This is a genomic window from Mesorhizobium sp. WSM4840 (assembly GCF_055811755.1).
The window spans coordinates 92,958-114,918 of record NZ_JBVVQD010000022.1 but is presented as its reverse complement, the minus strand read 5'-3'; the positions used below and the strand labels follow the sequence as shown (position 1 = coordinate 114,918).

Annotated in this window: 22 protein-coding genes; 17 read left to right on the top strand and 5 right to left on the bottom strand. The window is 62.6% G+C overall.

Annotation, left to right across the window (positions count from 1 at the left end; translation table 11 throughout):
- The first annotated feature begins 107 nt into the window (after nucleotides 1-107).
- From AC0L3I_RS25885 to AC0L3I_RS25845, 9 genes are all read left to right on the top strand, one after another.
- Nucleotides 108-833: an SDR family oxidoreductase gene (locus tag AC0L3I_RS25885; protein WP_473488245.1), complete on the top strand. Its 726-nt coding sequence runs from the start codon at nucleotides 108-110 to the stop codon at nucleotides 831-833.
- A 31-nt stretch (nucleotides 834-864) separates the two neighbouring features.
- The gene (locus tag AC0L3I_RS25880) at nucleotides 865-1,932 is read left to right on the top strand and encodes an ABC transporter ATP-binding protein (RefSeq protein ID WP_473488244.1); all 1,068 of its coding nucleotides are present in this window, start codon (nucleotides 865-867) and stop codon (nucleotides 1,930-1,932) included.
- A gap of 333 nt (nucleotides 1,933-2,265) precedes the next feature.
- Nucleotides 2,266-2,577 carry a helix-turn-helix domain-containing protein gene (locus AC0L3I_RS25875; protein WP_473488243.1) on the top strand — a complete coding sequence of 104 codons (312 nt, stop codon included), beginning with the start codon at nucleotides 2,266-2,268 and terminating at the stop codon, nucleotides 2,575-2,577.
- Nucleotides 2,577-4,592 (top strand): hydrogenase 4 subunit B, encoded by a 2,016-nt coding sequence (hyfB, locus tag AC0L3I_RS25870; protein ID WP_473528703.1) that lies wholly within the window; start codon nucleotides 2,577-2,579, stop codon nucleotides 4,590-4,592. Before AC0L3I_RS25875 ends, hyfB begins: the two co-directional genes overlap by 1 nt.
- A complete protein-coding gene (locus AC0L3I_RS25865) occupies nucleotides 4,583-5,539 on the top strand; it encodes a respiratory chain complex I subunit 1 family protein (protein ID WP_123147005.1) in 957 nt (318 codons plus the stop codon). The genes hyfB and AC0L3I_RS25865 overlap by 10 nt, the downstream gene beginning before the upstream one ends.
- Nucleotides 5,539-6,201, top strand: coding sequence for a hydrogenase-4 component E (locus AC0L3I_RS25860; protein WP_123147006.1), 663 nt, complete (start codon nucleotides 5,539-5,541; stop codon nucleotides 6,199-6,201). The genes AC0L3I_RS25865 and AC0L3I_RS25860 overlap by 1 nt, the downstream gene beginning before the upstream one ends.
- Nucleotides 6,198-7,646 carry a hydrogenase 4 subunit F gene (locus AC0L3I_RS25855; protein ID WP_473528702.1) on the top strand — a complete coding sequence of 483 codons (1,449 nt, stop codon included), beginning with the start codon at nucleotides 6,198-6,200 and terminating at the stop codon, nucleotides 7,644-7,646. Before AC0L3I_RS25860 ends, AC0L3I_RS25855 begins: the two co-directional genes overlap by 4 nt.
- 20 nt (nucleotides 7,647-7,666) lie before the next feature.
- The gene (locus AC0L3I_RS25850) at nucleotides 7,667-9,247 is read left to right on the top strand and encodes a hydrogenase large subunit (RefSeq protein WP_473528709.1); all 1,581 of its coding nucleotides are present in this window, start codon (nucleotides 7,667-7,669) and stop codon (nucleotides 9,245-9,247) included.
- Between the two features lie 11 nt (nucleotides 9,248-9,258).
- A complete protein-coding gene (locus AC0L3I_RS25845) occupies nucleotides 9,259-9,807 on the top strand; it encodes an NADH-quinone oxidoreductase subunit B family protein (RefSeq protein ID WP_473528701.1) in 549 nt (182 codons plus the stop codon).
- Between the two features lie 42 nt (nucleotides 9,808-9,849).
- On the opposite strand, the gene AC0L3I_RS25840 is transcribed toward AC0L3I_RS25845, so the two are convergent.
- The 3 genes from AC0L3I_RS25840 to AC0L3I_RS25830 all read right to left on the bottom strand — a co-directional run bounded on the left by AC0L3I_RS25840 (nucleotide 9,850) and on the right by AC0L3I_RS25830 (nucleotide 12,507).
- Complete coding sequence (locus AC0L3I_RS25840) at nucleotides 9,850-10,206, bottom strand: DUF488 domain-containing protein (RefSeq protein ID WP_473528700.1); 357 nt, start codon at nucleotides 10,204-10,206, stop codon at nucleotides 9,850-9,852.
- Nucleotides 10,207-10,251: 45 nt separating this feature from the next.
- Nucleotides 10,252-11,508 (bottom strand): aminopeptidase, encoded by a 1,257-nt coding sequence (locus AC0L3I_RS25835; protein ID WP_473528699.1) that lies wholly within the window; start codon nucleotides 11,506-11,508, stop codon nucleotides 10,252-10,254.
- An 84-nt stretch (nucleotides 11,509-11,592) separates the two neighbouring features.
- Nucleotides 11,593-12,507, bottom strand: coding sequence for a LysR substrate-binding domain-containing protein (locus tag AC0L3I_RS25830; RefSeq protein ID WP_473528698.1), 915 nt, complete (start codon nucleotides 12,505-12,507; stop codon nucleotides 11,593-11,595).
- Nucleotides 12,508-12,604: 97 nt separating this feature from the next.
- On the opposite strand from AC0L3I_RS25830, the gene AC0L3I_RS25825 reads away from it, so the two are divergent.
- The 3 genes from AC0L3I_RS25825 (at nucleotide 12,605) to sbmA (ending at nucleotide 15,498) form a co-directional block, all read left to right on the top strand.
- Nucleotides 12,605-12,817, top strand: coding sequence for a hypothetical protein (locus tag AC0L3I_RS25825; RefSeq protein ID WP_473528697.1), 213 nt, complete (start codon nucleotides 12,605-12,607; stop codon nucleotides 12,815-12,817).
- A 120-nt stretch (nucleotides 12,818-12,937) separates the two neighbouring features.
- A complete protein-coding gene (locus AC0L3I_RS25820; RefSeq protein ID WP_473528696.1) occupies nucleotides 12,938-14,098 on the top strand; it encodes a YbfB/YjiJ family MFS transporter in 1,161 nt (386 codons plus the stop codon).
- A gap of 122 nt (nucleotides 14,099-14,220) precedes the next feature.
- Nucleotides 14,221-15,498, top strand: coding sequence for a peptide antibiotic transporter SbmA (gene sbmA / locus AC0L3I_RS25815; protein WP_473528695.1), 1,278 nt, complete (start codon nucleotides 14,221-14,223; stop codon nucleotides 15,496-15,498).
- A 16-nt stretch (nucleotides 15,499-15,514) separates the two neighbouring features.
- Here sbmA and AC0L3I_RS25810 read toward each other — a convergent pair whose 3' ends face one another.
- On the bottom strand, nucleotides 15,515-16,531 hold the full coding sequence (locus AC0L3I_RS25810; RefSeq protein WP_473528694.1) for a polysaccharide deacetylase family protein: 1,017 nt from the start codon (nucleotides 16,529-16,531) through the stop codon (nucleotides 15,515-15,517).
- 282 nt (nucleotides 16,532-16,813) lie between these two features.
- Between AC0L3I_RS25810 and AC0L3I_RS25805 the strand changes: the two genes are divergently transcribed.
- Together AC0L3I_RS25805 and der are read left to right on the top strand one after the other, a co-directional pair.
- Nucleotides 16,814-17,479: a tetratricopeptide repeat protein gene (locus AC0L3I_RS25805; protein ID WP_473528693.1), complete on the top strand. Its 666-nt coding sequence runs from the start codon at nucleotides 16,814-16,816 to the stop codon at nucleotides 17,477-17,479.
- A 118-nt stretch (nucleotides 17,480-17,597) separates the two neighbouring features.
- Nucleotides 17,598-19,031, top strand: a complete 1,434-nt coding sequence (gene der, locus AC0L3I_RS25800) for a ribosome biogenesis GTPase Der (protein WP_473528692.1) — start codon at nucleotides 17,598-17,600, stop codon at nucleotides 19,029-19,031.
- A gap of 250 nt (nucleotides 19,032-19,281) precedes the next feature.
- Here the strand turns inward: der and AC0L3I_RS25795 are convergent, their stop codons facing one another.
- Complete coding sequence (locus AC0L3I_RS25795) at nucleotides 19,282-20,037, bottom strand: SDR family NAD(P)-dependent oxidoreductase (protein WP_473528691.1); 756 nt, start codon at nucleotides 20,035-20,037, stop codon at nucleotides 19,282-19,284.
- Between the two features lie 188 nt (nucleotides 20,038-20,225).
- Between AC0L3I_RS25795 and AC0L3I_RS25790 the strand changes: the two genes are divergently transcribed.
- The 3 genes from AC0L3I_RS25790 to AC0L3I_RS25780 all read left to right on the top strand — a co-directional run bounded on the left by AC0L3I_RS25790 (nucleotide 20,226) and on the right by AC0L3I_RS25780 (nucleotide 21,904).
- Complete coding sequence (locus AC0L3I_RS25790) at nucleotides 20,226-20,822, top strand: L,D-transpeptidase (RefSeq protein ID WP_473528690.1); 597 nt, start codon at nucleotides 20,226-20,228, stop codon at nucleotides 20,820-20,822.
- Between the two features lie 199 nt (nucleotides 20,823-21,021).
- Nucleotides 21,022-21,162, top strand: coding sequence for an ABC transporter (locus AC0L3I_RS25785; RefSeq protein WP_082982116.1), 141 nt, complete (start codon nucleotides 21,022-21,024; stop codon nucleotides 21,160-21,162).
- Nucleotides 21,163-21,304: 142 nt separating this feature from the next.
- The gene (locus AC0L3I_RS25780) at nucleotides 21,305-21,904 is read left to right on the top strand and encodes a hypothetical protein (RefSeq protein WP_473528689.1); all 600 of its coding nucleotides are present in this window, start codon (nucleotides 21,305-21,307) and stop codon (nucleotides 21,902-21,904) included.
- Nucleotides 21,905-21,961 lie beyond the last annotated feature (57 nt).

Genomic DNA, 21,961 nt, shown 5'->3' with positions numbered 1-21,961 from the left:
CCCCCCCCCCCCCCCCCCCCCCCCCCCCCCCCCCCCCCCCCCCCCCCCCCCCCCCCCCCCCCCCCCCCCCCCACCCCGGGTATCGACAATCCCCAAGAGGAAAAGCAATGGCTGGAAAACAGCTCGTAGCAGTGACAGGAGCGAGTTCTGGTATCGGCGAGGCGGTCGCCAGGGTGTTTTCGCGCGCCGGCCATCCTGTTCTGATGATGGCCCGCCGTCTGGAGCGCATGGAGGCGCTGAACCTCCCCAACAGCATGGCCCGGCAGGTCGACGTCCGCGACCGCGCCGCAATCGCAGCCGCCGTGAAGGAGGCGGAAGCAGAATACGGACCGGTCGACATGCTTTTTGCCAATGCCGGCATCGCGCGTCTTGCCGACATAGGCCGCCAGCCGCCCGAGGAATGGGACGAGATGATCGACATCAACACGAAAGGCGTGCTGAATTCGGTCCACGCCGTGATGTCGGGCATGATGGAGCGCCGTCATGGAACGCTGTTCATGATGAGTTCGATCGCCGGCCGAAAAATCTATCCGGATCATACCGTTTACTGCGGGACGAAATTCTTCGTTCACGCCGTGTCGGAATCGCTGCGCGACTATCTTTCCGACTATGACGTCCGCGTGGTCGTGCTTTCGCCCGGGGTGATCGAAACCGAAGTTCTGAGCGGCGTCCTCGATCCGCAGACGCTCGCCAACTACAAGGCCAATAAGCTCAAGATCGGCGGCGGCATCGGACCGGAGCACGTCGCTGACCTCATGCTGCACACCTACCAGATGCCGCAGAACGCTCTCGTGCAGGAAATCGTCATCACGCCGACCAGGCAGAAATACTGACGACCCGAATCCGGGCTTCTGGAGAGAGAGAATGGCTACCGTAGAATATAAGAACATCGCCAAGAGTTTCGGGCATGTCGAGGTGATGAAGGACATCTCCTTCGGGATTGCCGACCGCGAATTCGTCGTCCTTCTTGGCCCGTCGGGCTGCGGCAAGACCACGCTCCTGCGCATGACAGCAGGGCTTGAGAGCGTGACCAACGGCGACCTGTTGATCGGCGACAGGCGGGTCAATGATGTTCACCCGCGCGATCGCGACATCGCGATGGTGTTCCAGAACTACGCGCTCTATCCGACAATGAAGGTGTTCGACAATATCGGCTTCAGTCTGGAAGTGGCGAACGTGCCAAAGGCGGAGATCAGGAAGAAGGTCGAATGGGCGGCGGAAATCCTGAATCTCACGCCCTACCTCGGCCGCTACCCCAAGGAACTGTCGGGCGGCCAGCGCCAGCGCGTCGCCATGGGCCGCGCCATGGTGCGGAATGCGGCCGTTTTCCTCTTCGACGAGCCGCTCTCCAACCTCGACGCGAAGCTGCGCACACATATGCGCGTGGAAATCCGCCAACTCCACAACCGTCTCGGCACGACCACGATCTACGTCACCCATGACCAGATCGAGGCGATGACGATGGCCGACAAGATCGTGCTGATGCACGCCGGCAGGATCGTGCAGATCGGCACGCCCGACGAGGTCTACGAGCGTCCGAACTCGAAATATGTCGCTGATTTCATCGGCTCGCCTTCGATGAACTTTATCGCCGGCGCTGTCGAGACCGCCGGCGGCAGTCCTCGCTTCGTCGCCGAAGGCGTGTCGATCGGCCTGTCACCGCAGATCAAGGCGAAGCCAGGCCAAAAGGTCATCATGGGCGTGCGGCCACACGATCTCGGCATTTCGGATGCGGGTGAGATCAAGGGCGAGGTCGTGCTGTCCGAAACGACCGGCGCGGATGTTCAGATTCATTTGCGCGTGGCGGGATACGACGCTGTCGCCGTGGTGCCGCGTGACCAGCGCCGCAACGCCGGCGCCGCGATCAACCTTTCGGTACTGCCGGGCAAGGTACATCTCTTCGATGCGGCCACGGAACTGCGTGTCGCCTGAGGGGATTCGCGACCGGATGATCAATGATTAGTGGTCCGACCACGAGGCGGCCGAGGTCGTCAGCCGCTACCATGACCGGTATTACACGAGGATACATTAACTGCACGCGGGAGCAGCCGTTGCGGGTGACTGCACTCTTGCCTAAGGCGATGCTGCAGCCGCGGCATCGTCCATGTCGAGAGAATCTTCGACTGCTTCTGGATTCCGGGCGATGTGGTTCAGGGGTCGCCATCAAAATCGATGCCTCACACATCAGTAATTGACGATAGAACATTTCAATGTATGCTGCAACGCTGAGACATCATATGTCAAAGCTGAGCCGAAGGGTCTCCGGTGATAACTGCACCACAATTGCGCGCCGCCAGGGCGCTGCTCGGTATCGACCAGCGCAGGCTTGCCGAATTGTCCGGCCTTTCGGTCCCGACGATTCAGCGCATGGAAGCCAGCGAGGCGATGATCCGGGGCAATGTCGATTCCCTGATGAAATTGATTGCAGCACTTGAGGCTGCCGGCATCGAGTTGATCGGGGAAGGCGCGACCAGCCAGGCTGGCGGACGGGGCGTGCGGCTGAAGGCGGGCCTCAATCCGGCAAGGATTTCCGGCGTCGGCGAAGCGGAAGCCGAGGTAGGCGGGAGCCTGCCGTGATGTCGATCGTTGCCCTCCTTTTGTGGGGTGTCGCCGCGTTTTTGGGAACCGCCATAGTGGCCGTCGCTGTCAGTCGGCGCGGCTCGGCGACGCATCTGGCCTATGGCGCAATCCTCGGCATCTCGGCCGTCATGTTCGCGATCGCCGCAGCGGGGCTGACAGGCGATCCTGCCGGCGTATCCACTGTTACGCTGCCGCTCGGACTGCCGTGGATCGGCGCTCATTTCCGTCTCGACGCGCTGTCGGCTTTTTTTCTGGTCGTCGTCAATCTGGGCGGCGCGGTAGCTAGCCTCTATGGGCTTGGCTACGGCCATCACGAACCTGCGCCGCACCGGGTGCTGCCGTTTTTCCCGGCCTTTCTTGCCGGCATGAATCTTGTCGTGCTGGCCGACGACGCCTTCACCTTCCTGCTGTCCTGGGAGTTCATGTCGCTCGCCTCGTGGGCGCTCGTCATGGCGCACCATCGCGAACAGGACAATACACGGGCAGGCTACATCTATCTGCTGATGGCGAGCTTCGGCACATTGGCGCTGCTGCTCGCTTTCGGCCTGCTGGCTGGACCGGACGGAACCTACACATTCGACGCGATGCGAGCCGCCGAGCCAAGCCGGTTCGTCGCTGCCGCCACCCTGGTTCTCATACTACTCGGCGCCGGCTCAAAGGCCGGCCTTGTCCCGCTCCACGTCTGGCTGCCGCTTGCTCATCCGGCGGCGCCAAGCCATGTCTCGGCCCTGATGAGCGGTGTCATGACGAAAGTCGCCGTCTATGGCTTCATACGCGTCATTTTCGACCTGCTCGGTGAGCCGGCATGGTGGTCTGGCGTCGTCGTGCTTTTCCTTGGCGGCCTGACGGCGGTGCTCGGGATCCTCTACGCCTTGATGGAGAAGGACCTCAAGCGGCTCCTTGCCTACAGCACCATCGAAAACATCGGCGTCATCTTCGTTAGCCTTGGCCTCGCGCTCGCCTTCAAGGCCAACGCGATGCCGTCGGCCGCAGCATTGGCGCTCACCGCCGCGCTGTTCCACGTTCTCAACCATTCCTTTTTCAAGAGCCTGCTGTTTTTCGGCGCGGGCGCGGTGCTGACGGCGACCGGCGAGCGCAACATGGAGAAGCTGGGCGGTCTTATCCATCGCATGCCGCTGACCAGTTTTGTCTTTCTCGTCGGCTGCGTTTCGATCTCAGCACTGCCGCCCTTCAACGGCTTCGTCTCCGAATGGCTGGCCTTCCAGGCCATATTGCAGAGCCCCGATCTGCCGCAATGGGGCCTGAAGGTGATGGTGCCCGCTGTCGGTGGCCTGCTGGCGCTGTCGGCGGCGCTGGCCGCGGCCTGTTTCGTGAAGGCGTTCGGTATCACATTTCTCGGCCGGCCACGCTCCGCGGCGGTGGAGCAGGCGCAGGAGGTCGACCGCTACTCGCTGGCGGCAATGTTCGTTCTCGCGGCCCTTTGTCTGCTTGCCGGCATTCTGCCGGGCCTGATCATAGACGGTCTGTCACCGGTGACGCTTTCGCTGATCGGCAACCGCATGCCGGTGCAGATGGCGCAGCCCTGGCTGTCGATCGTGCCGATCGCCGAGAGCCGCAGCTCCTACAACGGCCTGCTGGTGTTTGTGTTCATTGCAATCTCCGCATCGCTTGCGGCGTTCGTCATTCACCGCTTCGCCTCGCATGCGCTGCGTCGCGGCCCCGCATGGGGTTGCGGCTTTCCCGACGTCACGCCGGCCGCGCAATATACGGCCGTCAGTTTCGCGCAGCCCATTCGCCGCGTCTTCGGCACATTCGCATTCCGTGCCCGGGAAAAGGTGGAAATGCCACCACCGGGCGCCACCGGGCCGGCACGCCTCACTGTGGAAATCCACGATGTGATCTGGGAGACATTTTACCAGCCGATCGCTGGCGCTGTCGGCTATGCGACCGAGAAGCTGAACCATCTGCAGTTCCTGACCATCCGGCGCTATCTGACCCTGGTCTTCCTCTACCTCGTCACCTTGCTTCTGGTGCTCGCGCTATGGCCCTGATCCTTGAACTGGCCGTCCAGGGCGCGCAGATGGTGCTGGTGCTTTTGCTGGCACCGCTGCTGACCGGCTTCGTGCGCAAGGTGAAGGCGAGACTGCAGCGCCGCCGGGGACCTTCGCTGTTCCAGCCCTACCGCGATCTCCTGCGGCTGATGCGCAAGGAGGTCGTCCTGGCGGACAACGCATCCTGGCTGTTTCGCGTCATACCCTACCTGATCTTTGCCGCCACCTGGGTCGCCGCCGCGCTCATCCCGACATTCGCAACCGGCCTCACCTTCAGTTGGACCGCCGATCTCATCGCCATTGTCGCGCTGCTCGGCAGCGCGCGGTTCTTCCTGGCATTGGCGGGCATGGATGTCGGCACGAGCTTTGGCGGCATCGGCGCGAGCCGCGAGGTGATGATCGCTTCATTGGCCGAGCCCGCCATGCTTTTGATCGTGTTCAGCCTGGCGCTTGTCGCCGGCGCGACGCAACTCTCCACCGTCGCCGCCGTCATGGCTTCGCCGGATGTCGGCCTGCGGGTCTCGCTCGGCATGTCGCTGATCGCTCTCGTCATGGTGGCGCTCGCCGAAAACGCCCGCATACCGGTCGACAATCCATCCACCCACCTGGAACTCACCATGGTTCACGAGGCGATGATCCTGGAATATTCCGGCCGCCATCTAGCGATGATCGAGTTCGCCGCCTTCCTCAAGCTGCTGCTCTATGTGTCGCTGATTTGCTGCGTCTTCATTCCGTGGGGGCTGGTGACCGCTCGGGCCGGACCAGGGTCCTATGCTCTGGGCGTCGTTGTCTACATCGGCAAACTTGCCGCCTGTGGCATTCTGCTTGCCGTGTTCGAGACCGCCATCGCCAAGATGCGCGTTTTCCGCGTCCCGGATTTCCTCGGTGCCGCCCTCATGCTGGCGCTGCTCGGCACGCTCTTGCTGTTCGTCTCACGGAGCCTTTGATGAACGGTCTCACCTTCGACATCGCTCATCTGCTCGCCGGTGGGCTGGTGCTGGTCAGTTTCATGATGCTGTATCAGGATCGCCTGTTTGCGCTGATCAACGTCTTTGCGCTTCATGCGATCGTGCTCGCTTCGTCCGTGGCCTGGCAGGCCTACGTCCAGGACGCCCATCACCTTTATGTCACCGCGGCGATCGCCCTCATTTTCAAGGCGATCGTCATTCCCGTCGGGCTTCATCGCATCATCCAGCGGCTCGGCATCCACCGCGACATCGAGACCGCCGTCGGCATCGGTCCGACCATGCTTGCCGGCATCGGTCTGGTGGCTTTGTCGATGGTGCTGATGCTGCGGGTCACACCCGAAGCCGACCCGCTCGCCCGCGAGGATCTCGCATTCGCGCTGTCGATAATATTGCTGGGCCTGCTGGTGATGGTCACCCGCCGCAACGCCGTCAGCCAGGTTGTCGGCTTCATGTCGCTCGAAAACGGCCTGGTGCTGGCCGCCACCGGCGCCAAGGGCATGCCGCTGGTCGTCGAGATCAGCGTCGCCTTCTCGATCCTGATCGCCTTCATCGTCATCGGTGTCTTCCTGTTCCGCATCCGCGAGCGGTTCGACTCGGTGGATGTCGGCGCGCTCGACGACTACAGGGGAGAACGCCGTTGACCGCTCCCTTCGACGCGGTGGCCGCCATCCTGCTGATACCCGTCGGCGCGGCCGCACTTCTGGCGGCGCTGCCGAATTACCGGATGTCGGCAGGCCTGAACGTCGCCGCGAGCTTCCTGACCCTACTCGCCGCGCTGTCGCTGTTCATCACCGACCGGCCGCAGCCAGGCCAATACCTGCTCGTCGACGATCTCAACATCGTTTTCATCGTGCTCAACACATTCGTCGGCTTCACGACCAGCGTGTTCAGCGCGTCCTACATTGCGCACGAACTGGAGACCGGCCGGCTGACCGCGCCGAACCTGCGATTTTATCACGCGATGTACCAGATCATGATGTTCGGCATGAACCTCGCCTTCGTGTCGAACAATATCGGTTTGATGTGGGTGGCGGTGGAGCTTGCGACGCTGACCACCGTGCTGATGGTCGGCATCTATCGCACGCATGAAGCGCTGGAGGCGGCCTGGAAATATTTCATCCTGGGAAGCGTCGGCATCGCGCTTGCGCTGTTCGGCACCATCCTCGTCTACATGGCCGCACAGCCGGTCGTCGGCGAGGGCACCAACGCCATGGTCTGGACGGTGCTCATCGAACAGGCGGCGCATTTCGACCCGGCTTTGCTCAACGTCGCCTTCGTCTTTCTGCTGCTCGGCTACGGCACCAAGGTCGGCCTTGCTCCCTTGCATGCCTGGCTGCCCGACGCGCATGCCGAAGGCCCGACGCCGATCTCGGCGGTGCTCTCGGGCTTGCTGCTGAACGTCGCACTCTATGCCGTGCTGCGCTTCAAGCTGTTGCTCGCGGCAAGCCCGGAGGCGATAGCCCCGGGACCATTGATGGTCGCAATGGGGCTCACCTCGCTCATCTTCGCGGCCTTCATGCTTTACCGCCGCCGCGACATCAAACGCCTGTTCGCCTACTCCTCGATCGAGCACATGGGCATCATCGTGTTCGCGTTCGGCATGGGCGGCCCGCTCGCGAACTTCGCCGGCCTGCTGCACATGGTCATGCACAGCCTGACCAAGTCGGCGATCTTCTTCGCGGTCGGGCACATCGCGCAGGTCAAGGGAACACAAAAAATCGCCGACATCAGAGGGCTGACGGAAACGCATCCCGGACTCGGTTGGGGGCTCGTCATCGGCGTCGTTGCCATTGCCGGCCTGCCTCCGCTCGGCATCTTCATGAGCGAATTCCTGGTCGTCAGCTCGACCTTTGCGAGGCAGCCGCTTCTGGCGATCCCACTGGTGTTCGGGCTTCTCATCGCCTTCGGCGCCCTGCTGCTGCGGCTGACTGGCGTCGCCTTCGGCGAGCCGCGCGGTGGCACCGCGCCCGTCGAGGCATCCTACGTGCCGATGTATTCCCACCTGGCCCTGGTGTTTGGCGCCGGCATCTACCTGCCGGCACCTCTGGTCACGTGGTTCCAGCATGTCGCGACCATCCTGGGATGAAGCGGATGAGCAAAAGAAAGATGCCCACGCTGACCGACCTCATCGAGGCCGGACGCCCTGTCGAGCACCATGTCCCCTGGCGGCGCGCCATGGTGGCGCCGAAGGCTTGGAACCTTGCCGTCGAGCAGCTTGCCGAGGGCCGCTGGAGCCTGCTCGGTCTTTGGGGCGAGCCGGACACCGTCCACATGGCGCTTCTCGACGCGGCTGATATCGGCGTCATCAGCCTGAAATGCCCCGGCGGCCGCTACCCATCGGTCGGCCAGCGGCATCCACCGGCACTGCGCCTCGAGCGCGCCGCCGCGGACCTGTTCGGGCTGCTGCCGCAAGGGCTTCCTGACACACGCCGCTGGCTCGATCACGGCCAATGGGGCGTCATTCATCCCGTGGCAGCGGGGGCATTGGCGGCGGAAGCATCAGCAGCGCCGGCTCATGCGCCAGCCATGGCCTCTTACCGCTTCCTTCCCGCGGAAGGCGAAAGCCTGCACCAGATCCCGGTCGGGCCCGTGCATGCCGGCATCATCGAGCCGGGGCATTTTCGCTTCACGGCAAGCGGCGAAATAATTGTCCGGCTGGAAGAGCGTCTCGGCTACGTGCACAAGGGCATAGAAGGCCTGATGACAGGTTCGCCTGTCGAGCGCGCGGCCAAACTGGCGGGGAGGACGTCCGGCGACAGCACCGTGGCGTATTCGCTGGCCTTTGCTCGCGCGGTCGAAGCGGCGCTCGGCGTCGAGATTTCCTCGCGCGCCGTCTGGTTGCGGGCGCTGATGGCGGAACTGGAGCGTCTTGCCAACCATCTGGGCGATATCGGCGCCATCTGCAACGACGCTGCCTTCGCGCTCATGCATACCCATTGCGGCGTGCTGCGCGAACGGGTTTTGCGCGCCAGCGATGCGGCCTTCGGACATCGCCTGATGCGCGACCGCATCGTGCCGGGTGGGGTGGCAAGCGACCTTAGCGAGGCGGGAACGGCCGCGATCCGGACCCTCGTCGTGGAGATCAGGCAGCGGTTCCCCCATTTGATCGAACTCTACGACAACACGGCGTCGCTGCAGGACAGGACCGTCGCGACCGGCCGGCTCAAGCCGGCCCTTGCCCGGCAATACGCAGCGGGCGGTTATGTCGGCCGCGCCTCCGGCCGAGAGTTCGATGCGCGGCGCAGCCCAGGCTTCCCGCCTTATGACGAACTCGCCTTCGACGTCCCGCTCCTTCAGGAGGGCGACGTGAATGCGCGCGTCTGGATCCGCATCCACGAGGTCGAGCAGAGCTTATCGCTGACCGACCAGATCCTTCAAAGGCTGCCTGACGGCCCGATCCGCGTCGATGTCGCCGAGGCGAGTGTTACCCAGACAGGCGTCACCAAGACCGGCGTCACCAAGACCGGCGGGCCGCGTGAAGGCATGGCGCTGGTCGAGGGGTTCCGGGGCGACATTCTGGCCTGGCTGCGCATTGGCGAAGGCGGTATGATCGAGCGCTGTCACCTGCGTGACCCGTCATGGTTTCAATGGCCGCTGCTTGAGGCGGCCATTGAAGGCAACATCGTCGCCGACTTTCCGCTCTGCAACAAGTCATTCAACTGCTCTTACTCCGGTCACGATCTCTAAGGCATTCCGCCATGCGCAAGCACCTCTTCGAAGGCCTGACACGGCCCCCTCTCACAGAGCGTCCGCCCAAGGCGAGCCAGACGGCGATCGACGAACTCTCGCGCGCGCTAGACGGCGCTGCCCGCAAGCGACTGGGCCGCAGCCTGTCGATCCGGGCGGTCGACGCTGGTTCATGTAACGGCTGCGAACTCGAAATGCATGCGCTCAACAACGCCTTCTATGACGTCGAACGCTTCGGAATCCGGTTCGTCGCGTCGCCGCGCCATGCCGATGTGCTGCTTGTCACGGGGCCGGTCACCAAAAACATGCGCGAGGCACTGAAACGGACTCATGACGCAACTCCCAATCCCAAATGGGTGGTCGCGCTTGGCGACTGCGGCAGGAACGGTGGCTGTTTCGCCGGGAGCTATGCAGTCGTCGGCGGCGTGTCGGAGGTGCTGCCTGTCGATCTGCACATTCCGGGCTGCCCGCCATCGCCAATCGAAATTCTAAAGGGATTACTAGCGTTGCTTGAGAGGGTGAACGCAAAGACTGCTGCCCCCGACGTTGATATCGAATAAGCACCGCTATACCAGCGAACAACCGGCAGCGTGCGCGCTGCCTCAGCCCCTCAGGCTGAGATAGTCGGCCAAGGCCACCGCGTTATTGTGCAAGTCGTCCTGGGCGCCGTAGAGCAGCGTCACCCGGCCGTTGTCGAGCAGGGCGCGCAACTGGCCGACCGCATCGCTGTTCCTGTCGAGCTCGCCGCGATAGCGCTGCTGGAATTCCATCCAGCGCGTCGGCTCGTGGCCGAACCATTTGCGCAATTCATCGCTTGGCGCGAGGTTCTTCAGCCATAGCGTCAGCGCGGCGTCTTCTTTGCGGACGCCGCGCGGCCATACGCGGTCTATGAGCACCCGCTGCCCATCGCCAGGCGAGGGCGGCTCGTAGATGCGCTTGACCTTGATATCGAGTTTCATCGTCAACTCCGGGGCTGACCGCCAAGACGGCTTGCTGGCGGCTCCTTACGCCCACTCGCCCTTGCGCATGACCGGTACGCGGCCGCCGTCCTTGCCGACGCCGTCGATGTCGATCCTGTCCGAACCAATCATCCAATCGATATGGATAAAGCTCTTGTTGCCGCCACGCGCCGCGATCTCCTCCTGGCTGAGCGAGGCGCCGTCGATGAAGCATTTCGAATAGCACTGGCCGAGCGCGATGTGGCAGGCGGCGTTCTCGTCGAACAGCGTGTTGAAGAACAGCAGTCCGCTCGCCGAGATCGGTGAGGAATGCGGCACCAGCGCGACCTCACCGAGCCGGCGTGAGCCTTCATCGGTATCGAGCACTTTTTTCAGCACATCCTCGCCGCGGCTAGCCTTCGCCTCGACGATGCGGCCGCCTTCAAAACGCACCGCGATGCCGTCGATCAGCGTGCCCTGATAGGACAGTGGCTTGGTGCTCGAAACATGGCCTTCGACGCGCCTTGCATGCGGGGTGGTGAAAACCTCCTCGGTCGGGATGTTCGGATTGCAGGTAACGCCGTTCTTGGCGGTCGAGGCGCCGCCCATCCACTCATGGCCGTCGGCCAGCCCGACGGTCAGGTCGGTGCCGGGTCCGGTGAAATGCAGCGCATGGAAATTATGGCCGTTCAGCCATTCGGTGCGGCTGCGCAGAGCCGCATTGTGCGCCTTCCAGTTGCCGATCGGGTCGTCCACATCAACCCGTGAGGCGGCAAAGATGGCGTCGGCGAGTTTTGCCACGGCGACGTCGTCGGTATCGCCGGGAAACACCTGCTTGGCCCAGGCCAGGTCGGGGTAGGCGACGATGTTCCAGTTGATGTCGAAGCCGGTGATCTTCTCCAGTGCCGGCTGGTAGGCGACTGAATTCGCCTTGTTGGCGCGCGCCACTTTCGCCGGATCCTGCCCCGACAGCAGCGACGGATCCTCGCCGCGCACGGCAAGCCGCGCCGCATTGTTGGCGAAGGCCTTCGCCATGCCCTCATAGAGCCAGCCGGCGGCGTGGTCGAAGCCGGCATCGGCGCCATAGCGGAAGCGCGCCAGCGTCATCTCGTCGTCGTTGAAGATCGGCGTCACCAGGCCGGCGCCGGCCTTGTACGCATGCTCGACGATCCGTCGCGTCAGAGGCAGAGCTGCGATCGACGATGTCAGCACCAGATCCTGCCCCGGTTGCAATTGCAGCCCGACCTTGATGGCGGCTTCGGCCAGCCTGTCGAGTTTCACCGGGTCGATCGTTGCGGAAACGCCGCGCGAATGTGTGGTCATGATCCTGCCTGTCGCGATGTGGGAGTCTGGTTCTTACATAGACCCGCACGGCTCTCCTTTCCACCGCGATTGCACGCGGGGGGTTCAGTTCGCGCTGGCGAGCGACCCGAAATGCGCCATGGTCGCAGCTATCTCTTCGCGGACCCAGACCTTGAAATCCCTGACCTTGCGGCTTTCGGTCTTGGTGGCGGAGGTCACCAGCCAATAGCCGAGCCCGCTCTGGGCGCGGACGCCAAAGGGGGCGAGAAGGCGGCCGTCGGCCAGCGCGTCGGCAGCCAGCAATTGCCAGCCGAGCATGACGCCGTGGCCGGCGATCGCCGATTCCAGGCACAGCATCGGGTCGGTGAAGCGCGCGCCTTTGAGGAAGGTGATCGGCTTAACCCCGGCGGCCTCGAACCAGCTTTCCCAACTGATCATCGCCCGTTCGTCGGTGATCGCGCAGGTCAGGGCAAGATCTTCGATCGATTTCAGTTTGTCGGCGATCACCGGGGCGCAGACCGGGAAGAACTCCTGCGCTAGCAGCAATTCCGCCCGCGCACCCGGCCACGTCCCGTCGCCAAGCCGGATGGCGATGTCGATATCCGAGCGATCGAGATCGGCAATTCGCACCGAGGCGTCGATGCGCAACAGCACATTCGGATGCCGGGCGAAATGACGGGACAGTCTCGGCAGCAGCCACTTCGACGCGAAAGCCGGCGCGACCGAAACCACCAGCGTGCATTCGGAGGCCTGGTCGGCGAGCGCCACGGCTTGCGCGAGTTCGCGGAAACCTGCCCCGAGCCGGGCGGTGAAGACGGTGCCGAATTCGGTCAGCACGAGACCGCTTGCCGTCCGCTCGAACAGCGCCTGGCCCAGCTGCTTCTCTGTCCGCTTGATCTGCTGGCTGACGGCGCTGGCGGACACGTTGAGTTCGCTCGCTGCAGCCGAAAGCGATCCCAGTCGGGCGACGGTTTCCACGGCGCGCAGGCCGTTGAGGTGGACGCGGTTCAGCATGGCCATGCAGTTTTTCTAAACCGTCACGGTTGAAATCTCAATTGAAACATCGGGCAGAATGGCAGATTTTAGGGAGACAAGCAGACCACTTGAGGAAAATCCGATGAAGATTTTATCACTGCTCAGGGTCTTTTCCGTTGCCGGTACAGAGCAAGGCCGGTCGCATGAAGGCGAGACCACCCGATGGGCGACCGATCCGCTGTCGCATCCTGTGCTCGACACCATGTCGGAGCGTGAACTCGGCGACATGCCGTTTAGGCTGACGGCCCGGCGCGCTGCCTACGAGACGGGCACCGCGCAGGTCGGCTGCGGCTGATGAAACAGATTTAGCGGGCCGGCCCTCTGCGGTGGACTCTGGCCAACAGCCATTGCGAGCCGTTCTGGCCCAACAAGAAGCGGATTGTTTGACAGGCTCGTGCACCTATTGTGCACTGCAATGAAAACCGCTTTGCCATCCCCTGTGCGTCTCGCCTTCGCCGGCATGATTGCCCTAGCCGTTGCCATGGGAATCGGCCGCTTCGTCTACACGCCGATCCTGCCCGGCATGATGGAGGAACTTGGCCTGTCGCCGGCCGATGCCGGCTGGATCGCATCCGCCAACTATCTCGGCTATCTCATCGGTGCGCTGGCGGCCGTCGGCGCCTGGGCGCACGGTCGCGAGCGTTTGCTGATGCTGGCCGGTCTTGCCGCCACCGCAGTCCTCACCGGGCTGATGGGCCTGGCCGGTACTATCCCGGCCTTTCTCGTCATCCGCTTTCTTGCCGGTGTGGCCAGCGCCTTTGTCTTGGTCTTCATGTCCAGCATCGTTTTCGGCCATCTGGCCGCGGCCGGGCGAAACGACCTGCAGGCGCTGCATTTTGGCGGCGTCGGCCTCGGCATTGCGGCGTCCTCGGCGCTGATGGCTGTCCTCGTCACCGGGCATGCCGGCTGGACGGCGGCCTGGTTCTGGTCCGCCGCGATCTCAGCCTGCGCCTTTGCCCTCGTGGCGCTGCTGCTCGGCAGCACTGCGACCGCCAACGGCGCCGATGGTCGCGAACCGGCGCTGCCGAAGGACCGCTCGCTGACTAAGATCATTGTCGCCTATGGGCTGTTCGGCTTCGGCTATATCGTGACGGCGACCTTTCTGGTCGCCATCGTCCGGCAGGGCGGCGGCGGCCGCGTCTTCGAAGCCGTGGTCTGGATGGTCACCGGCCTTGCCGGGATTCCCTCGGTCTGGCTTTGGCAGAAGATCGCCGGAAAGATCGGGCTCTACCAGGCTTATGCCTTCGGGTGCATCGTCGAGGTGGTCGGCGTCACCGCGAGCGTCGCCATGGGCGGACACATTGGGCCGCTGCTCGGCGGGTTTCTGCTTGGCGGGACCTTCATCGCCATCACCGCGCTCGGTCTGCAGACCGGAAGGCAGCTTGCCCCGCAAGCGCCACGCCGGATCCTGGCGTTGATGACGGCCTCGTTCGGCCTCGGTCAGATCATCGGTCCGATCGTCGCCGGGCTGCTTGCCGAAGCCTCGGGCGACTTCTTCCTCGCATCGATTGTGGCCGCCGCCGTCCTGCTTGTCTCCGGCGCGGTCATCTGGTCGGCTGCGCCAAAATCGCCATGATTGTGGTCTTGCTCGGTGCCGGGCATCGCGCACCGGCCATTTTCATTCCGATCGATGTGTGACCTTATGCCCGCTGAACAGCAACGCCGCTGATTTGCGCATCGACCGAGGATTTCCCCACCGTGTTCGTATCCTTCTTCCCGCAGCCGAAGCTTTTTTTCATCTCGGCCGCCGTCTGGAGCCTTCTGCTCGTCCTCCTGTGGTTTTTCGGCGGCGAACACCTTGGCACGATGCTTGGGATGCCGCCGGTCGATCCGCGGGCCGCACCCGTCATCAGCCCAATAAGATTCCTGACGCCGGCATTCCTCTGGTTCTACGCATATTTCTTCGCCGGTATGGGCGTATTCTACCTTTTTTGGTCGCTGTATGCCCCACACCGTTGGCAGAACTGGTCGATCCTTGGCTCTGCTTTGATTATTTTCGTCACCAATTTCATCGTGCAGATAAGTGTGGCGCTCAATGACTGGCGTGGCATGTTTTACGACATGGTGCAGAAGGCGCTCACCACGCCCGGGTCCGTTGCGCCTGCCGAGCTTTACTACGGAGTATGGCAGTTTCTGTCTTTGGCCCTGGTCTATATGACCATTGCCGTTCTGAACGTTTTCTTCGTCAGGCACTATGTTTTCCGCTGGCGTACGGCGATGAACGATTATTTTACCGCTTACTGGCCGAGGCTGCGCCATATCGAAGGGGCGTCGCAGCGCGTTCAGGACGACACGATGCGCTTCTCGGGCACAATGCAGGGGCTCGGAGTGAACTTCATCGACTCCATCATGACCCTGATTGCTTTTCTACCCTTGCTGGCATCCCTTTCTCTCCATGTTCCAACTCTCCCAATAGTCGGAGCAATCCCTTATCCGTTGGTTGTTGCGGCGATCGCCTGGTCGTTGTTTGGCACCGGCTTGTTGGCAGTCGTCGGCGTCAAGCTGCCCGGGCTGGAATTTCGTAATCAGCGTGTTGAAGCCGCTCTGCGCAAGGAACTTGTCCTCGGTGAGGACGATACGGCGCGAGCGCAGCCACCAACGTTGGTCGAGCTTTTCAGAAATGTTCGCAAGAACTATTTCACTCTCTATGCACACTATGTCTATTTCGACATGGTCCGCTATCTATACCTTCAAGTCGACAACGTCTTCGCTACGCTTATTCTCGTTCCAACCTTGGCAATCGGTAAGATAACATTTGGCGTTTTCCAGCAAATTGTCACCGCCTTTTCACAAGTCGCCACTTCGTTCCAATATCTCGTGAATTCCTGGCCGACTATCGTCGAGCTGATATCCATCTACAAGCGCCTGCGCGCCTTCGAGGCGACGCTTGAAGGGGCGCCGCTGCCGGAAATCGACCAGCACTATCTGGAGCGAGAGCGAGCCGGCTTGCGCCCTGAGGATCAGCCGGTGAGCTAACAGTGGCGGGCGGCTGTCACTTCCGGATCCAGCCGCCCACCGACGCCTGCGTTTGGCCGCCATCGCGCCGCGAAACATAGTCGCGATAGCTGATGCACTCGACGTCGGGCCTGGTGCAGACCTCGCCGGCAAAGCGTTCCAGCGCGTGCCAGTAGGCGCCGTCATTCATCAGTGTGAAATGGAAGCCGAGTTCCAGCGGAATGCGTTTGCCCTGGTATTGGGCATCGAACGCGGCGCGAAAGGCGTCATGGGTCCGGTTGGCGAATTCGTCCGCCTTGCTCGGCCGCTCGAAGCCGCCGGAATGCCTGATATAGAGATTGTAGTCCATGGCGATCACCCGCCTTGTGTCAGGACCTTCCGGGATCTGCGGCAGCGAGAAGCGTGTGATGCCGTCGCGGGTCGGTGGCCGGGCAGGGCCGCGCGACACACCGCTCGCGTCAAACAAATAGCCCGCCTTTGGCAGCGCCTCGTAGAGCGCCTTGTTTGCCGACAGATAGGGGGCGCGAAAGCCGACCGCCTTGCGCGCGATTTCGCGCCAGCCCGCGGGTTCAGCGGTAATAGCGTTAATCGAATAGGCGTTCTCGAGAATATGCTTGAACGAACCGAACTCGCTCAGCCAGTCGGCCTTGCTCCAGTCCTTGCCGTCGAAATGGCCGCAAGCGTGGCTGCCGATATCGTGGCCTTCTGAGACGGCAAGGTTTATCTGCTCGAGCCGGTCGGCGACGTCCTGTTTCGAGGCGGCAAAGCCGATGTTGGATTTGCCCGATGTCTTGCCGGGCGCCATGTACGCCTTGTGCGTTTCCGGCGAGAGCAGGAAGACGCAGGACACGAAGTAAGTGAAATGCGCGCCGGTGCGCGCGGCCAGCGCCCTGCTGCGCTTCCACTGCGAAATATCGCGAGCGCTGTCGAACGAGATGATGACGGCCTGTTTCGGCCTTGCCGGCGGTGGCGCCGCGGGCGGATCGGCGACAGCGGCGCCCGCTGCAGCAAGCGACGCGATGGAGAATGCAACAACGCGGGACGAACGAGGCATTAGCATCTGATCTGGATTGGAGGAGGGTTCGAGCACCGGCTATCGGCGAAATGTGGCGCGGGTGCGGTTGCCTCGGGCGGCCACGTGTCGGCGATTAGCCGATTTTCCTGTCCAACCCCTTCCATGCCGGCAAAATTTCGCTAAAACGCGGGCTACCGCATCGGCCTGAAAAGCAGCATTGATTTTCAGGAAGCACGATGCGCAAATTCAAAGTGTTAGAGCGTACTTTCCATGGACGCACGTCGCTCTAAACCGCCCTGGGGCGGGCAGGATGGTTTTGAGATGTCGGACGACAGTTTTATCCGCGAAGTCAACGAAGAGATGCGTCGCGATCAGGCGCATGCGCTATGGGACCGTTTTGGTCCTGCCTTGCTTGCGCTTGCGATACTGGTGGTGGTCGGCACCGCGGCCTTCGTCGGCTATCGCTATTGGGACGAGACTCGCGCCAATCGCTCGGGCGACGCCTTCTCGCAGGCGCTGAAGCTTGCCAATGAGGGCAAGAGCGACGAAGCGCTGACTGCCCTCGCTGCGTTGGAAAAGGATGGCTACGGCGCCTATCCGCTGCTCGCCCGCATGCGCGCGGCAACCGTCAAGGCGGATAAGGGCGATGTCGTCGCCGCCGTCAAGGACTTCGACGAGGTCGCCGCCGACACGGACATTCCATCAGGCCTTCGCGACATGGCGCGCATCAGGGCAGCGCTGCTGCTCGTAGACCACGGTTCGTTCGCCGATGTCTCCAGCCGCGTCGAGACGCTCACCGCCGACACCAATCCGCTGCGCCATACCGCGCGCGAGGCGCTCGGCCTTGCCGCCTGGAAGGAAGGCAAGGCGACGGACGCACTGAAACTGTTCGACCAGATCGCCTCGGATGACGGCGCCCCGCGCAACGCGCGCGAGCGGGCGACGTTGATGTCCGAGCTGATCCGTGGGTCGGGCAGCGTGTCGTAATGTATGTCGCCCAAAAGTGTGTTGCGGTTTTGGGACAACGACATGCATGGCAGATGCATGTCGCCAAAAAGTGTGCAGCGGTTTTGGGACGACGACATGCTGGCAGATGTAGGGCCGCATGACGTTCAAAGTCGCCATCATCGGCCGGCCTAACGTCGGCAAATCGACCCTTTTCAATCGTCTGGTGGGAAGGAAGCTGGCGCTTGTCGACGACACGCCGGGCGTCACTCGTGACCGTCGCGTCCATGCCGCCAAGCTTTACGATCTGCATTTCGACGTCATCGACACCGCCGGCTTCGAGGATGCTGCTGCTTCGACGCTGCCGGGCCGCATGCGCGCCCAGACCGAGATCGCCATCCGGGAAGCCGACCTGATCTTTTTCACGATCGATGCCAAGTCCGGGCTGATGCCTGACGACAAGACCTTCGCTGAGATCGTGCGCAAGTCCGGCAAACCGGTTGTCGTCGTCGCCAACAAGGCCGAGGCGCGCGGCGCCCAGGGCGGCATGCTGGAGGCCTGGGAACTCGGCCTTGGCGAGCCAATCCCGGTCTCGGCCGAACACGGCCAGGGCCTGCCCGATTTGCGCGATGCGGTGATATCAGCACTGGGCGAGGCGCGCGCCTTCGGCGAAGAAGAAGAGGATGCGGACGAGGAGACCGCCGCCAGCGAGGTGCTGATCGGCGAGGACATCACCGATCCGGATGCCGAGCCGAGCTACGACGATACCAAACCGATGCGCATCGCCGTCGTCGGGCGCCCAAATTCCGGCAAATCGACGCTGATCAACGCGCTGATCGGTGAGGAGCGGCTCTTGACCGGGCCGGAAGCCGGCATCACCCGCGATTCCATCTCCGTCGACTGGGACTGGCATGGCCGCCGCCTGAAGCTGTTCGACACCGCCGGCATGCGCCGCAAGGCCAGGATCCACGAAAAGCTGGAAGTCATGTCGGTGCAGGATGCCCTGCGCGCCATTCGCTTTGCCGAGATCGTCATCATCGTGCTCGACGCCACCATTCCTTTCGAGAAGCAGGATCTGCAGATCGCCGACCTGATCATCCGCGAGGGCCGCGCGCCGGTGATCGCCTTCAACAAATGGGATATGATCGACCACCCCCAGGAACTCCTGGCGGAACTGCGCGAGAAGACCGAGCGGCTGTTGCCGCAGGCGCGCGGCATGCAGGCGGTTCCGGTCTCGGCCGAAACCGGGCGCGGCCTCGACAAGCTGATGGATGCCGTCATCCGGACGCACAGAGTGTGGAACAGCCGCGTCTCGACCGGCAAGCTCAACCGCTGGCTGGAAGGCATCCTGGCGCATCATCCGCCGCCTGCCGTGGCAGGGCGTCGGCTGAAGATCAAATATGTCACCCAGGCCAAGACGCGCCCGCCGGGCTTCGTCGTGTCCTGCTCACGGCCGGACGCGATGCCGCAATCCTATGTCCGCTATCTCTCTAACAGCCTGCGCGAAGCCTTTGACATGCCCGGCGTGCCGATCCGCATCGCCCTGCGCACCTCGGAAAATCCGTTCGCCAGCAAGGCGAAAAAACGCCGCTGAGCTGCGCGTCTTCTGGGCGCCAGCATCAGGCTACGCTCCGCAGGCCGCTCGCGGGCAGCGCCTGCACATTTTCGGGTAGGCGATTCCACCGCCACCTGCAGCAGGATGTCGGCAAGTCGCGCCGCCACCGGGTCTGGCTCGGCCTTCCTTGCGATGCGGGAACAGCGCCATCTCAGGCAGTGCGGGCAGCCGGCGATCTGCGGCGTCATCGCCCTGACAGTAGCCAGCACGAGTGGGACAGCCTCTGCACCTAATGGGCGGTGTAAGCTCCGTCGACCAGATGGTAGCTGCCAGTGACAAAGCTGGCCTGATCCGACAACAGGAAGCACACAAGAGCCGCTACCTCTTCCGGTTTGCCGCGTCTGCCCATCGGCTGAAGGGCTGCCATGCGCCGGGTGGTCAATGCCTCCACTTGCTCCGACAAAAGCGGCGTTTCGATCCAGCCGGGGCCGACGACATTGATCCGGATGCCCATCCTCGCATATTCGATCGCCGCAACCTTGGTCAGTCCAACGACCCCGTGTTTCGCTGCCGTGTATGCGGACGCAGTTGGCAAGCCGACGGAACCGAGAATCGAGGACATGTTCACGATGGCGCCTCCGCCTCGATCCAGCATGGCGGCGATTTCGTACTTCATGCTGTAGAAGACGCCATTCAGATTGACGTCTATAAGCTTGTGCCAGTTGTCGAGCGGATAGTCTGCCGTTGCTTTTCGAACGCCGTCGATGCCTGCATTGTTTACCGCCATATCCAGTCCGCCGCATTTCTGGACAGTGAACTCGATCAGCTTTTCGACGGCTGCCGCATCCGTGACATCGACCGCAAAGTCGTAGGCCCTGCCCCCTTGCGACCTTATTTCGGCGGCTTTGCAGTGCGCGGCCTCGGCATCAAGGTCGGCGACAACAACCTCGGCTCCTTCTTGCGCGAGTTGCCGTGAAACAGCCGCTCCTATTCCGGAGCCTGCACCGGTCACAATCGCGACTTTCCCATGGAAGTCAGCCTTCATCGTCTCTGTCCTTTGCCCATTGTGACATAACCGAGCAGAGGCAGACGCTTATCGCAAGAAGTTTCGCTCCAATTCGCTTGTCAATCCTGTGAATTCATTTTGCCACCACACAGCGAGACTTGGCCCGCAGGCCTTGGAATGGTAGAGACGAGGGCGGGGTAGATTAACCAGTTTCCTAGCAGGTAGAAATGGAAGAACACCACATTGCGCGCCGGGGGCTCGTGCTGGGTAGTCTGGCTCTGATGCTTTCCGGATGTACGTCGACGCTACGACAGGTGGCGGAGCCGATTTCATCCGCGTTCGGACCAAGGAATGGCCTCAATCCTCGTTTCCGACGGCGGCATGTGCGGTACGACGGAAACGAGCCGCCTGGAACGATCGTCGTCGATACTTCGCAACGTTTTCTCTATGCCGTCGAGACCGACGGGTGGGCGACGCGCTACGGCGTCGGCGTCGGCGAGCAGGGACTTTCGTTCAAGGGTACAGCGACCGTCGCCCGCAAGGCGGACTGGCCGTCGTGGACACCCACCGCCAGCATGATGAGGCGCAAGCCGCGCCTGGTGCAGTATGCAGGGGGGGTCCCTGGCGGACCAAACAACCCGCTAGGTGCGCGTGCCCTTTATCTCTATCGCGACGGGCGCGACACCCACTTCCGGATACATGGTACAAACGAGCCATGGACGATAGGCACAGCGGTATCGAACGGGTGCATCCGTTTGATAAATGACGACATCATTGACCTCTACGAACGTACTCCTTTGGGCACGACGGTGGTGGTTGTTTGATGGTGGGCAGGCCTGATCTCCGTTGGATGGTGAGCCCTGCCGGCACGTCACCGCAAAGCAGCCGCCTGCAACCGGGTGCCAACTGTGTCATTTCTGCACTAGGCGTTGGTGTAGATCGCAGCTAACTTGGTGGGGCTGCATATCGTTTTATTTGTGGCGATTCTATTGGCTGTTCCGCCCCTGGGGAAAGGATTGCTTGATGAGCAGGATGTTGATTGTAATGGTTGCTACCCTCGCCGTTGCCAGCCTGAGCGGCTGCGCGAACGGCTGGATCGGTAAAGGAAAGGGGAAGGCTCCTCCGCCGGAACCCGCTGCCGTAGAAGAGCCCGTGATTAAATAAGCACCGGCTTTCGGAGATTTGGGGAAGGGCCGCCAGGCCCTTCCCCATCGATATGCAGGGGCCAAGGCCGGATTCGCAGCCTACCTGAGGTTGGCGGGCATAGGCTGGCACTAGGTCTGCGGTCCTCGGAGTTCTGGATGAGATGACGCTTGTAAGTGGCCGTTCAACAATTGTGGCCCTGCTCGCGCTTGTCGCGGCGTCATGTCAGTCGCAGGACAACAAGCCCCAGCCGACTTTCGTGTCCGATGATCGGGCACTGAGATCCGCGGCGATGATGGCGCCCGCGGCGGCATCAACTCAAGCCCAACGGCATTTCATCGAATTCCGCTCCCGGTACGCCCTTACCTACGGCCATTCCTTCGTGATTTTTGGACGATTGAACCAGGCGGGACGGATGGTCAACCCCGAAGTCGCGGGGCTCGCTCCGAAGTCCAGTGATCCCAATGTCTATGTTCTCGGCCATTTGGCGCCCGTGCCAGCCTCGACCGGGTGGACGGACGGCGACCTGGAAGATGCCTACCGGTCGGCAAGCTGGCGTGTTTTACTTACCGAAGCCGAATATAGGAAAGTCGTCGCGAGCATACGAAGGCTGCAGGCCAGCTCTCCACTTTGGCACGCCTCGCTCTACAACTGCAACGCATTCGTAGCGGACATCGCCAGATCGATGGGGTATAAGACCCCCGGTACCTGGCTCCGGCCGCAACAATTCATAACCAAGCTTCGGGAGATGAACGGCGGTTGAAATGCGATTGGCAAACCCGCTTTCGCCTCATTCGCCCGGTCAACTCCGAAAGGAGCG